Here is an 11,864-nt window from a genome sequence, read left to right as displayed (position 1 = left end):
TGTACAGAGTTCCGGGAACGGAATACCGCCTCCCGGACTCTTAAGTCCGTTGGGACTTCTACGGACGGACATATCATCGTGTTGGGCAAAACCTACCTCACCAAGCAGGCCTCGCTTCTCCTGAAGCTGGCAAGAACTACCTCCGATTCGGACCTTTCTGCGAAACTGATCAGCAAGGCCGCCGACCTGAAATCCCAAGCCGATCCGCTGCCCGACAAGGATCAAGGTCCCCAGGCACCCGACGTCAGTCTGGGTGAAATAACGAGGCAATGACGGTGCCGGCCAAGGCGGTTGTCATTCTCATCCCGCCATGGCCAGCCTCGACAATCCCGATCGCATCGGCGGCGAGATGAGCCTCTCGCGGCCTTCATGCCGCTGCACGTGCAGGTGATGCCGGTCGGCAGCGAGTGGGCCGAGAGCGCCGTTCCCCTCGCCTCGGGCTGGCGATCGAGCGCGATGGTGCTCATCACCGACCCCGAACCCGGCGTCAGGGCGCAACACGAGGCCTTGTGCCTGCGCTACGGCGTCACCCGCGCCAAGGCCGCTTTTGCGCTGGAGATCGTCAAGGGCGGCGGGCGCAGGGCAACGGCGGAGCGCCTCGGCATCGCCGACGGAACCGCGCGAAGCCATCTGTCGAAGATTTTCGACAAGACCGGTGTGAGCCGGCAGGCCGAGCTGGTGCGGCTGTTGCTGCAGAAATAAATCTCCTTCGACGACGGCAGGCAGACATTGCTGGGTCATCCCTGGCCCTTTTTGCGTCGGCCTCCGCGCTCGGCTAGAACCTGCCGACCGAGTCCTTCGCTGTTGTTGCGGGAGTTCACCGTGGCCCTCATGCCGGTATCCGATGCGCTTGCTGCCGTGCTCGCCGGTGCGGAGCCCTTGGCTGAGGAAATGGTCGCGCTCGATCAAGCCTACCACCGCGTGCTCGCGCGCGACGTTGCCGCGCGGCGGACGCAGCCGCCCGAAGCGATGTCGGCGATGGATGGCTATGCGGTGCGCGCAGCCGATGCGGCGAACGTCGATGCGCAGCTCACCGTCATCGGCGAGGTCGCAGCCGGACGTCCGTTCGCAGGAACGGTCGGCGCGGGCGATGCCGTGCGGATCTTCACCGGCGGCGTCGTTCCCGCCGGCGCGGATGCGGTCGTGATCCAGGAGGACACCGTCGCAGACGGCAAGCGCATCACGATCAAGGAAGCCGCCGTCACCGGGCGGCACATCCGTCCCGCCGGGATCGACTTCCGCGAGGGTGAGGTCCTGTTGCGCCAAGGCGCCCGGCTCACCGAGCGCGACCTCGCGCTCGCCGCCGGCATGAACCACCCGGAACTCGCCGTCCGTCGTCGCCCCAAGGTCGCAATTCTCGCAACCGGCGACGAGCTGGTGATGCCGGGTTCGACGCCCGGCCACGGCCAGATCGTTTATTCCAATGGCTACGCCCTGCACGCCCTCGCCCGCAGCGAGGGTGCCGACACCATCGATCTCGGCGTCGCCGCCGACACCCTTCCCGCCACCACATCGGGCATCCGCCGCGCGCGCGAATCCGGCGCCGATATCCTGATCACGACCGGCGGAGCATCGGTCGGCGACCACGATCTGGTGCAGAAGGCGCTGACGGACGAAGGTATCTCGATGGCGTTCTGGAAGATCGCGATGCGGCCGGGCAAGCCGATGATGAACGGGCAGCTTGGACCCATGCGCGTAATCGGCCTGCCCGGCAATCCCGTGTCGTCCTATGTCTGCGGCTTCCTGTTTCTGGTGCCGCTGATTCGCGCGATGTCGGGCCGTCAGGTGATTCATCATCGCCGCGAACGCGCGGTGCTCGGCCGCGACCTCAGTGCCAATGACCAGCGCGAGGATTATCTGCGCGCGCGTCTGCAGACGCGGGATGATGGCACGCTTGTCGCACTTCCCGTCGATCACCAGGATTCCTCACTGCTAGCGAATCTCGCTGCGGCACAGGCACTTCTCGTGCGCGCGCCGTTCGCGCCGAAGGCCGAAGCCGGCTCGCCTTGCGAGGTGTTGCGACTGCCCGTGTGACCGCTTCGTTCGCGTGCGTTCCGCGAACTTTGTCGCGTTCACGGTAAATTAAGCAGTTGCGGAACATGTATCGAACATATAGTGTCCGTTCATGATTTGTTTCGAGCATGTAGCGGCTTATTGCCGAGTTCACCGTCTCGGAATCGAACGACATCGTCAGGGGGATTTTGGTCGAGATGTTAACGCGCAAACAATACGAGCTCCTGCGGTTCATCAGCGAGCGATTGAAGGAAAGCGGCGTGCCGCCCTCCTTCGACGAGATGAAGGATGCGCTCGACCTGCGCTCCAAGTCGGGCATCCATCGCCTGATCACCGCGCTCGAGGAGCGCGGCTTCATCCGCCGCCTGCCCAACCGCGCGCGCGCAATCGAAGTGATCAAGCTGCCCGAGCTGCAAGCGGCCGCCGGCAGCCGCCGCGGCTTCACGCCGAGCGTCATCGAAGGCAATCTCGGTAAGGTGCGCACGACGTCGAGCCCCTCAGCCGATGAGGGCGAGCGTCCTGTCGCGGTTCCCGTGATGGGCCGGATCGCGGCGGGTACGCCGATCGAGGCGTTGCAGACCCGCAGCCACACCATCAGCGTCCCGCCCGACATGCTCGGCGCAGGCGAGCACTACGCGCTCGAAGTGCGCGGTGATTCCATGGTCGACGCCGGTATTCTCGATGGCGATATGGCCCTGATCCAGCGTAACGAGAGCTGCGACACCGGCGATATCGTGGTGGCCCTGATCGATGACGAGGAAGCCACGCTCAAGCGCTTCCGCCGTCGCGGCGCCTCGATCGCGCTGGAGCCGGCCAACGCCGCCTACGAGGTCCGGATCCTGCCGCCCAACCGGGTCAAGATCCAGGGCAAGCTGATCGGGCTGTACCGGAAGTACTGACTTGTTGCGCGCCGCCAGCTGGCGCGCGCATATTTGCGAATGGAGCGGACGATTGTCCGCTCCGGCTGGATAGTCTTTCTGGTCCTGCACAGATTATCCGGCCCCCTCTCCAGCGCTACCTCCCCGGCACGCCATCACGAAGCACGCATCGCTTCGATGGGCCTCTGACAGACCGAGGAGACAGTCATGCGCAAGTTCATGTTGAACACCGTCACGACGGCGCTGATCGCAGCATCAGCGTCGCACGCCTTTGCTGCGCAGCCGCAGCATCACGTTCGCAAGGTAACGCGAGCGACCAGCGAGCAATGGCCCGGTACGCGCAATGCCGTCGCGCAGCCCGCACAGCCGGCCTGGCCCTATTCCGGCTGGTCTGCACCGGCCGGGCGCTGAGAGAGAAGCGCGCTTAATGCACCGAAGCAGGCTTTGTTCCTGGCAGTTCGGGAAAGATATTGTGATTGGGCCTTGCGGATCCGAGCCGCAGATTTGCCTACAACCAAGCAGAGTCTTGGCGGCTTCCACTCTGATAGAGGCCTGCGCCTCAGAGGAGGCGCGGGTGCTCTATCGCTGATGAGGAGCACCCGATGTGTGACTATAGCTTGCATGCCGTCGCGACACGTCCCGCAGAAGTCGGCGAGACGATCGTCACGACAACATTCCGCGGCACCTCGACGCGCGGCTTCGCCTCCGAGGCCGACATGTCGGTCGCGGTCTGCCTGCTGCCGGGAACGGAGCTGGCCTTCGCCGACAACGTCCGCTACGACAACAGGTGGATCTGGACGCGCACCATCAATTCGCGCGTCGGCAAGTTCGGCAAGGTCGATCCGCACATTCCCGATCGTCATCACGATGCGATCGAATTCCCCGATGGCAAATACGTGCTGGTGACGCAACTCGTCGAAGGCCAGCGCGCAACCGTGCTGCAGCTGCCGGTGATCCAGCCGCTCGGTGAGCGCGAGCACAAGCCGCAGATCATCGCCGAGCGACAGCCGACACCGCCGGGCCTGCCGATCGGTTGAAGTTGAATATTAATCCTCGGCCTGAAGGTCCGCCTCGGACGGTGTTGCGTCCTTGGCGCGCAGAGCTGCGGACCGTGGCATGAGGGTCCCTTCGAAATCTCCATCGCCGGCCGCCGCCGGCGACCAGGGGCGGTTTGCGCCCCTCGCCCTCACCGACACAATCGCAAAACCGTCGCCGCGACGTGTCAGCGCCAGCGCGCCCTGGCTCACCAGACGCGGCCGGTCGACCACCATCGCGGTGCACTCAGGCGGCGCAGGCCTTGCCGTCACCACCAGGGCCGCGCGACTGCAATCGTCAGCCAGCGCGTCGATGCGCAGCGCCAGCGCAACCATGCGGCCGTCGGCAAGCGGCGTCACACAGCCGGCATCGTCGCACGACACGCCGTCACCGAGCGAAGCGCTGGCCGCATCACGGGGATCGGCGTCCGCCGCCAGCCACTCCTTCAACAGGAAATTGTCCTTCTTCATCCTGATCAGATGCAGCTGCCCGTCCCTGCCCCGCACCGCGACGTTCTGGCCGTCACCCGCAATCAGGATATCGGGTTGCCGGACGGAAAGACCCCAGATGGTCGCCGCCACCAGCACGAACGCTCCCGACCAGCGCAGCGGCGTGCGCAGCAGACCCATCACGATCAGGCCAAGGCTCGCAGCGACCAGCGGCGCCGTGCCGAAGGCGCCGACGTGACCGACCGCGCCCGGCAGTGCCGCAACCCAGCGCGTGACCAAGATCATCCAGTCGATGCCGATCCCCATCAACCACCAGAACACCGCGTCCAGCCCGAAGGGAGCTGCGAGCAACCCGAGCAGCCCGGCTGGCATCACCAGCGCCGAAACCACCGGCATCGCGCCGAGATTGGCGAGCACGCCGTAAGGGGTCACACGGTGGAAATGGAAGGCGGCGTAAGGCGTGGTCGCCAGTCCCGCGATCATCGAGGCCATGAACAACATCGCGATCTCGCGGCCGCCCCACAGGGCGATGCGCGCGGTCGCCGAATGATCGGGCGAGGCAAACAAGTTCGGCATGCCGATCTGCACCATGGCGACGAGCCCGAGCGTTGCCGCGAACGACATCTGAAAGCTTGGATGCACCAGCGCTTCCGGCGCGACCGCGAGCACGATCAGCGCGGCCACCGCCAGGGTACGGAATGTGATCGCGCGGCGATCGACGATGACCGCGATCAGCACCACCGCGGTCATGAAGAACGATCTCTGCGTGGCGACTTCGGCGCCCGAGAGCAGCAGATAGAACGCGGAGGCAACCAGCGCGGCGGCGGCGGACCATTTCTTGATGGGAAAGCCGACGGCAAGCCCGGGGATCAGCGCCAGCAGCGCGCGCACGGCAAAGAACACGACGCCGGCGACGACCGCCATGTGATAGCCTGAAATCGAGAGGACGTGACCGAGCCCCGAGATGAACATCGCGTCGTTGACGGGCGTGGTGATCGCATCGCGACGGCCGGTGAGCAGCGCAGTCGCGATGGCGCGGTTGTCGCCGTCGAGTGTCGCGCGGATGCGCGCGTCGATCGCATCGCGCAGGCCTTGCATGATCGCGGCATAGCGCAGCTGCAATCCACCTGAAACGGGCGGCGCCACCACATTGATGGCCCCCATCGCAAAACCGGAGGCACCGATGCCCTGGAAGAACATGTCGCGCGAGAAATCGTAGCTGCCCGGCCGCAATGGCGACAGCGGCGGCATCAGCCGCGCCTTCAGCTGCACGAAGCTGCCGACATCGGGCGCAGTCCCCTTGCGCACGGAGAGGCGGACGCGGTCGAGCGTCACGTCGCTGCGCTGGGCCTCCATCGCGGTGACGCGCAGCACGAACCGGTCGGTGCGTTCGCGGATGTCGCGGGTCTCGACGAAGCCCGACAGCGACACGGAATAAAGCGGCTTGACGAGCACGTGGTGCGCGATGCGTGCCGTCTTCCACGTTGCCGCCGCGAAACCCGCCGCGACCGCCGCGATCATGATCGCGGCCGCAAACCACCGGCTTCGCCGCAACAGGATCGCGCCAAGCGCCAGCACTGCTGCCGTCGTGATCGTAACCCACTGCACCGGCTCATGATCGGCGGTGAAGTAGAGCGCAATGCCGCAGCCGAAGGCAACGGGCACCCAAGGGAACAGCCGGCCTGCGCCGGCCTCGCCCCTGGCCCATTCGTGCAAGGCTCCAATGATCGCAGGAGATAGGCCAGACCCTGCCGGCAAAAAGCCGCCGGCGGTCGCGGCCCGGCCAGTCGGCCAAGTCCCGGCGATGCCCTGCGAGAGACGCTGCGGCCGGCCCGGCTCCGCCATTCCTTGGCAACCCTGCGATACGCGACAGGATAGAGGCTACCGGAACGTGCAGGTCGTCGAATAGCGGTACGGATCGGGAACGAAAGCGTCGCGGCCCTACTTTTCCTCTTCCATCGTCACGGCGACATCCGCCTTGGCCGACAGTCGGACCTTGTTGCCCTCGACACCGGCAACGAGCCCCTTGTCGATGAAGTGATGATGCCCCTTGTGGCTGCCCTCGCCGCTGTCCTTCTTGGTCAGCTTGATGCGGTTGCCTTCGACCTTGTCGACGGTGCCGACGTGGACGCCGTCGGCGCCGATGACTTCCATATGCTCTGCGATGTTCTGCATGGTGGGATCCTCGTTTGGATCCACTCAACGCAGCGGCTGCGCGTTCGTTCGATCACCGCGATGACGATGTCGTGCGCGCCCGCTAGATCAACGGCGCCTTCGCCGAGGCGTGGTGGTTGACGATCTTCCAGTCGCCATCCTCGCGGATGATGACCCAGCTCATCTTGACGATGAGATCCGCCCGTTCGCCGGCGAAGCTGAACGTGATTGACGCGCCCATGTTGATGAGGTCAGGACCGGCCTGCGTCGCCTGCACCTCCGAAAATACCGCGCTCGGCTGGCGCCAGCGCGGCAGGCCGTTGAAATAGTCGGCGACGCCATCCTTGCCCCGATAGAGCCTTGGATTGGAGCCGAAGAAGAACGCGCCCTTCGCATAAAGCGATGACAGCGCAGCCACATCGAGCGTGGCGAAACCGGCGCACCATTTCGCGATGATGGCGGAAACGATGGCGTCGGCCTCGTTGCTCATTTGCCTTTACCTCAGCCCTTGGCCACTTCCTTCGCGAACGTGTCGCGCAGGCCGATGGTGCGCGAAAACACCGGCTTGCCCGGCCTCGAGTCCTTGTCGCGCACGAAATAGCCTTGGCGCTCGAACTGCATCGGCTCGGTTGAATTGCTCTCCGCAACCGAGGCCTCGATCCGCGCGTCGGACAGGATCTCCAGCGAGTTCGGATTAAGATCGGCCGCGAAGTTCGAGGCGTCCGGGCTCGGATTGGCGAAGAGCTGGTTGTAGATGCGGATCTCCGCCGGCACCGAATTGGCCGCGGGCAGCCAGTGCATGGTCGCCTTGACCTTGCGCCCATCCGGCGCGTTGCCGCCCTTGGTCGCGGGATCGTAGGTGCAGCGCAGCTCCACCACCTCGCCCTTGTCGTTCTTGATCACGCCGGTGCACTTGACGAAATAAGCATAGCGCAGCCGCACCTCGTTGCCGGGCGACAGGCGAAAGAACTTCTTCGGGGGATTTTCCATGAAGTCGTCCTGCTCGATATAGAGCTCGCGGCCGAACGTGATCTTGCGCGTGCCGGCGCTCGGATCATCCGGGTGGTTGATCGCCTCGAGCTCCTCGGTCTGCCCCTCCGGGTAATTCTCGATCACGACCTTCAGCGGCCGCAGCACGCCCATACGCCGCTGGGACGTGCGGTTCAGCTCCTCGCGGATGCAGAACTCGAGCATGCCGACGTCGACCACGCTATTGGCCTTGGCAACGCCGATCCGCTTGATGAACTCGCGAAGAGCCGCCGGCGGCACGCCGCGGCGGCGCATCCCCGCCATGGTCGGCATGCGCGGATCGTCCCAGCCCGCGACATGGCCGTCGCGGACGAGCTGGGTCAAGACGCGCTTGGACAGCAGCGTATAGGTCAAATTGAGCCGCGCCATTTCGTACTGGTGCGGCCTGAACGGCACCGGCAGCTTGTCGATGAACCAGTCGTAGAGCGGCCGATGGTCCTCGAACTCCAGCGTGCAGATCGAGTGCGTGATGCCTTCGATCGCGTCCGACTGGCCGTGGGCATAGTCGTAACTCGGATAAATGCTCCACTTGGTTCCGGTGCGCGGATGATGCGCGTGCAGGATGCGGTACAGCACGGGATCGCGAAGATTGATGTTGCCGGCGGACATGTCGATCTTGGCCCGCAGCACGCGCGCGCCGTTGGGGAATTCGCCCGCCTTCATGCGGCGGAACAGGTCGAGGTTTTCGTCGACGCTGCGGTCGCGGAACGGCGAGTTCTTGCCGGGCTCGGTCAGCGTGCCACGCGAAGTGCGGATCTCCTCCTGGGACTGGTCGTCGACATAAGCGAGGCCGTCGCGGATCAGCTTCTCGGCCCATTCGTACAGGCGGTCGAAATAATCCGAGGCATAGAACAGGTTCTTGCCCCAGTCGTAGCCGAGCCAGTGCACGTCGGCCTGGATGGAATCGATATATTCCTGCTCTTCCTTGACCGGGTTGGTGTCGTCGAAGCGCAGATGGCAGCGGCCCGGAAACTCCTGGGCGATGCCGAAATTGAGCGCGATCGACTTGGCGTGGCCGATATGCAGGTAACCGTTCGGCTCCGGCGGGAACCGGGTCACGATCTCCTTGTACTTGGCCTGATCGAGGTCGGCCTGGATGATGTCACGAATGAAATCGCGCCCAACCTCAGGTGCCACCGGTTCTGTCATTACGAAAATCCTGTAGGGAAATCAGCGGTCCTTCTGCCAAATTCGCGTGGCTGAGCCAAGGGCTTGAGGGACTGCCGCCGGGCTTTAGTTATGTCCCGGTCCTGTTATATACCACCGCCTCCAATGCATAGGCCCTTCCAAGAATGACCGATTCCGTCGTCACCCGCTTTGCCCCCTCTCCGACCGGCTTCCTCCATATCGGAGGCGCCCGCACGGCGCTGTTCAACTGGCTCTATGCGAAGAAGCACGGCGGCAAGATGCTGCTCCGGATCGAGGACACCGACCGCGAGCGCTCCACCGAGGCCGCGATCAGCGCGATCCTGGACGGCTTGAGGTGGCTGGAGCTCGGCTGGGATGGCGACGTCATCTATCAGTTCAGCCGTGCCGCCCGTCACCGCGAGGTCGCCGAGCAGCTGCTTGCCGACGGCAAGGCCTATCGCTGCTATGCCACCGCCGAGGAGCTCGCCGCCATGCGCGAGAAGGCGCGCGCGGAAGGCCGCACCCGCCTCTATGACGGCATGTGGCGCGACCGCGATCCCGCGACCGCCCCTTCGGACGTCAAGCCGACCATCCGCCTGCGCGCGCCGCAGACCGGCGAGACCGTGATCGAGGATCAGGTTCAGGGCCGCGTGGTCTGGCAGAACGAGAATCTCGACGACCTCGTCCTGCTGCGCGGCGATGGCAACCCGACCTACATGCTCGCGGTAGTCGTGGATGACCACGACATGGGCGTCACCCACGTCATCCGCGGCGACGACCACCTCATCAACGCCGCCCGCCAGAAGCAGATCTACGATGCGATGGGCTGGTCGCTCCCGAACATGTCCCACATCCCGCTGATCCATGGCCCGGACGGCTCGAAACTATCCAAGCGCCACGGTGCGCTCGGGGTCGACGCCTACCGTGCCATGGGATACCTCCCGGCCGCGCTCCGCAATTACCTCGTCCGGCTCGGCTGGAGCCATGGCGATCAGGAGATCTTCTCGACAGAGGAGATGATCGCAGCGTTCGACCTTGCCAATGTCGGCCGCGCCGCTGCCCGCTTCGACTTCGCCAAGCTGGAGAACCTCAACGGCCATTACATCCGCCACGCCGACGATCAATCGCTCGTGAAGATGTTCGAGGACGTGCTCGACCACGTCGTGCCCGCGCGCGACGAGATTAAGGCCAAGTTAAATGACACCACGCGCGCCCAGCTGCTCAAGGCCATGCCGTCCCTCAAGGAGCGCGCCAAGACGTTGCTCGAGCTGATCGACGGCGCCTATTTCATCTTCGCCGACCGTCCCCTGCAGCTCGACCCGAAGGCGGCGGGTCTGCTGACGCCTGACAATCGCAGGCTGATCGGCCAGCTTCATTCCGCGCTGGAGAAAGTCGAGACCTGGAGCGGCGCTGCCACCGAAGCTGCGCTGCGCGCCTTTGCCGAGGAAAACGGCCTCAAGCTCGGCGCGGTCGCCCAGCCGCTGCGGGCGGCGCTGACCGGCCGCACCACGTCGCCTGGTATATTTGAGGTTTTGGACGTGCTCGGATGCCAGGAAAGCCTCGCCCGGCTTAAGGATCAATCTACGACCTAAGTAGGCCATGAGCTGACCATGGCTGCCATGATCTTGCAGCGCACACAGCAATAATATACCCATCTCCCCGTACATTCTGGAACATCCGGCCTGCCCCATCTTCTCCCTTGGGGGCCTCCGGCTCCGGCCCGTTTCACCACACATCGGGGACCAACGATGGACGCAAAAGAAAGCCCAAAGACCGCGACGCTGACGGTCGGAAACAAGAACTACGATCTCCCGATCCTCAGCGGCAGCGTCGGGCCAGACGTCGTCGACATCGGCAAGCTCTACGGCCAGTCGGGCCTGTTCACCTACGATCCCGGCTTCACCTCGACCGCGAGCTGCCAGTCCAAGATCACCTATATCGACGGTGATGCGGGCGTGCTGGAATACCGCGGCTATCCGATCGAGCAGCTCGCCGAGAACGGCGACTTCCTCGAGACCTGCTACCTGCTGCTCTACGGAAACCTGCCGACCGCCGCGCAGAAGAAGGATTTCGACGACCGCGTGATCCATCACACGATGGTGCACGAGCAGATGGCCCGCTTCTTCCAGGGCTTCCGCCGCGACGCCCATCCGATGGCTGTCATGGTGGCCTCGGTCGGCGCGCTCGCCGCGTTCTATCACGACTCGACCGACATCAACGATCCCAAGCAGCGCATGATCGCCTCCATGCGCATGATCGCGAAGATCCCGACGCTGGCGGCGATGGCCTACAAATACACCATCGGCCAGCCCTTCATGTATCCGAAAAACTCGCTGAAGTTCGCCGAGAACTTCCTGCACATGTGCTTCGCCGTGCCGTGCGAGGACTACAAGATCAACCCGGTGCTTGCTGACGCACTGGACAAGATCTTCATCCTGCATGCCGACCACGAGCAGAACGCTTCGACCTCGACGGTGCGTATCGCCGGCTCCTCCGGCGCTAACCCGTTCGCCTGCATCGCCGCCGGTATCGCCTGCCTCTGGGGCCCGGCGCATGGCGGCGCCAACGAAGCTGCGCTCGCGATGCTCGCCGAGATCGGCTCGGTGGACAAGATCCCCGAGTTCATCGCCAAGGTGAAGGACAAGAACTCCGAAGTCCGCTTGATGGGCTTCGGCCACCGCGTCTACAAGAACTACGATCCGCGCGCCAAGATCATGCAGAAGATGTGTCACGCCGTGCTCAAGGAGACCGGCCATGGCGACGATCCGATGCTGAAGGTCGCGCTCGAGCTCGAGAAGATCGCGCTGAGCGACCAGTACTTCATCGACCGCAAGCTGTACCCGAACGTCGACTTCTATTCGGGCATCACGCTGAAGGCGATGGGGTTCCCGGTCTCGATGTTCACCGTTCTGTTCGCGGTCGCCCGCACCGTCGGCTGGATTAGCCAGTGGAGCGAGATGATCGAGGACCCGCACCAGAAGATCGGTCGTCCGCGCCAGCTCTACACCGGCACCACCCGCCGCGACTACATCGCGATCAAGGATCGCAAGTAAGATCGGACCGGAGCGTCCAACGGAACGGCGCCATCGCAAGATGGCGCCGTTTTTGTTTGCCCGCCGTTGAGACCAACCACGCACCGTGTTGCTCCGCACAACAACAAGTCGGCGTATGCTACCTT

At 64.4% G+C, this 11,864-nt stretch carries 12 protein-coding genes; 8 read left to right on the top strand and 4 right to left on the bottom strand.

The genetic code is table 11. The features are described from left to right. Nucleotides 1–78 precede the first annotated feature (78 nt). The 6 genes from Q0687_RS24450 to Q0687_RS24425 all read left to right on the top strand — a co-directional run bounded on the left by Q0687_RS24450 (nt 79) and on the right by Q0687_RS24425 (nt 3,928). Nucleotides 79–273 (top strand): hypothetical protein, encoded by a 195-nt coding sequence (locus Q0687_RS24450; RefSeq protein ID WP_298882539.1) that lies wholly within the window; start codon nt 79–81, stop codon nt 271–273. A 96-nt stretch (nt 274–369) separates the two neighbouring features. Beyond that, on the top strand, nt 370–702 hold the full coding sequence (locus tag Q0687_RS24445) for a LuxR family transcriptional regulator (RefSeq protein WP_298882536.1): 333 nt from the start codon (nt 370–372) through the stop codon (nt 700–702). A 120-nt stretch (nt 703–822) separates the two neighbouring features. Further along, nucleotides 823–2,034 carry a gephyrin-like molybdotransferase Glp gene (gene glp, locus Q0687_RS24440; RefSeq protein ID WP_298882534.1) on the top strand — a complete coding sequence of 404 codons (1,212 nt, stop codon included), beginning with the start codon at nt 823–825 and terminating at the stop codon, nt 2,032–2,034. A 176-nt stretch (nt 2,035–2,210) separates the two neighbouring features. Beyond that, nucleotides 2,211–2,912, top strand: coding sequence for a transcriptional repressor LexA (gene lexA / locus Q0687_RS24435; RefSeq protein ID WP_298882532.1), 702 nt, complete (start codon nt 2,211–2,213; stop codon nt 2,910–2,912). 186 nt (nt 2,913–3,098) lie between these two features. Further along, nucleotides 3,099–3,302 carry a hypothetical protein gene (locus tag Q0687_RS24430; protein WP_298882530.1) on the top strand — a complete coding sequence of 68 codons (204 nt, stop codon included), beginning with the start codon at nt 3,099–3,101 and terminating at the stop codon, nt 3,300–3,302. A gap of 191 nt (nt 3,303–3,493) precedes the next feature. Continuing rightward, nucleotides 3,494–3,928 carry a hypothetical protein gene (locus Q0687_RS24425; RefSeq protein ID WP_298882529.1) on the top strand — a complete coding sequence of 145 codons (435 nt, stop codon included), beginning with the start codon at nt 3,494–3,496 and terminating at the stop codon, nt 3,926–3,928. A 9-nt stretch (nt 3,929–3,937) separates the two neighbouring features. Here the strand turns inward: Q0687_RS24425 and Q0687_RS24420 are convergent, their stop codons facing one another. The 4 genes from Q0687_RS24420 to Q0687_RS24405 all read right to left on the bottom strand — a co-directional run bounded on the left by Q0687_RS24420 (nt 3,938) and on the right by Q0687_RS24405 (nt 8,707). Next, entirely contained in the window at nt 3,938–6,220 is a 2,283-nt protein-coding gene (locus Q0687_RS24420; protein ID WP_298882528.1) for a ComEC/Rec2 family competence protein, read from the bottom strand. 96 nt (nt 6,221–6,316) lie between these two features. Beyond that, nucleotides 6,317–6,550 carry a DUF2171 domain-containing protein gene (locus Q0687_RS24415; RefSeq protein ID WP_015685840.1) on the bottom strand — a complete coding sequence of 78 codons (234 nt, stop codon included), beginning with the start codon at nt 6,548–6,550 and terminating at the stop codon, nt 6,317–6,319. An 82-nt stretch (nt 6,551–6,632) separates the two neighbouring features. After that, a complete protein-coding gene (locus Q0687_RS24410) occupies nt 6,633–7,019 on the bottom strand; it encodes a nuclear transport factor 2 family protein (protein ID WP_298882527.1) in 387 nt (128 codons plus the stop codon). 11 nt (nt 7,020–7,030) lie between these two features. Then, nucleotides 7,031–8,707 carry a glutamine--tRNA ligase/YqeY domain fusion protein gene (locus Q0687_RS24405; RefSeq protein ID WP_298882525.1) on the bottom strand — a complete coding sequence of 559 codons (1,677 nt, stop codon included), beginning with the start codon at nt 8,705–8,707 and terminating at the stop codon, nt 7,031–7,033. A 143-nt stretch (nt 8,708–8,850) separates the two neighbouring features. Between Q0687_RS24405 and gltX the strand changes: the two genes are divergently transcribed. Both gltX and gltA read left to right on the top strand, forming a co-directional pair. Further along, nucleotides 8,851–10,278: a glutamate--tRNA ligase gene (gene gltX / locus Q0687_RS24400; protein WP_298882521.1), complete on the top strand. Its 1,428-nt coding sequence runs from the start codon at nt 8,851–8,853 to the stop codon at nt 10,276–10,278. A gap of 156 nt (nt 10,279–10,434) precedes the next feature. After that, the gene (gene gltA, locus Q0687_RS24395) at nt 10,435–11,739 is read left to right on the top strand and encodes a citrate synthase (RefSeq protein WP_298882519.1); all 1,305 of its coding nucleotides are present in this window, start codon (nt 10,435–10,437) and stop codon (nt 11,737–11,739) included. Nucleotides 11,740–11,864 lie beyond the last annotated feature (125 nt).

It is taken from the genome of uncultured Bradyrhizobium sp., assembly GCF_936928535.1.
Lineage (GTDB): Bacteria > Pseudomonadota > Alphaproteobacteria > Rhizobiales > Xanthobacteraceae > Bradyrhizobium.
Note: the sequence above shows the minus strand (reverse complement) of the source record. Positions and strands in the feature narration are given on the sequence as shown.

What these genes read in the sequence shown, in the direction of transcription:
- Q0687_RS24410 (WP_298882527.1), bottom strand. Translation starts at nt 7,019, where the DNA reads ATGAGCAACGAGGCCGACGCCATCGTTTCCGCCATCATCGCGAAATGG.
- Q0687_RS24425 (WP_298882529.1), top strand. Translation starts at nt 3,494, where the DNA reads ATGTGTGACTATAGCTTGCATGCCGTCGCGACACGTCCCGCAGAAGTC.
- gltA (WP_298882519.1), top strand. Translation starts at nt 10,435, where the DNA reads ATGGACGCAAAAGAAAGCCCAAAGACCGCGACGCTGACGGTCGGAAAC.
- Q0687_RS24420 (WP_298882528.1), bottom strand. Translation starts at nt 6,220, where the DNA reads ATGGCGGAGCCGGGCCGGCCGCAGCGTCTCTCGCAGGGCATCGCCGGG.
- Q0687_RS24415 (WP_015685840.1), bottom strand. Translation starts at nt 6,550, where the DNA reads ATGCAGAACATCGCAGAGCATATGGAAGTCATCGGCGCCGACGGCGTC.
- lexA (WP_298882532.1), top strand. Translation starts at nt 2,211, where the DNA reads ATGTTAACGCGCAAACAATACGAGCTCCTGCGGTTCATCAGCGAGCGA.
- Q0687_RS24430 (WP_298882530.1), top strand. Translation starts at nt 3,099, where the DNA reads ATGCGCAAGTTCATGTTGAACACCGTCACGACGGCGCTGATCGCAGCA.
- Q0687_RS24405 (WP_298882525.1), bottom strand. Translation starts at nt 8,707, where the DNA reads ATGACAGAACCGGTGGCACCTGAGGTTGGGCGCGATTTCATTCGTGAC.
- Q0687_RS24445 (WP_298882536.1), top strand. Translation starts at nt 370, where the DNA reads ATGCCGCTGCACGTGCAGGTGATGCCGGTCGGCAGCGAGTGGGCCGAG.
- gltX (WP_298882521.1), top strand. Translation starts at nt 8,851, where the DNA reads ATGACCGATTCCGTCGTCACCCGCTTTGCCCCCTCTCCGACCGGCTTC.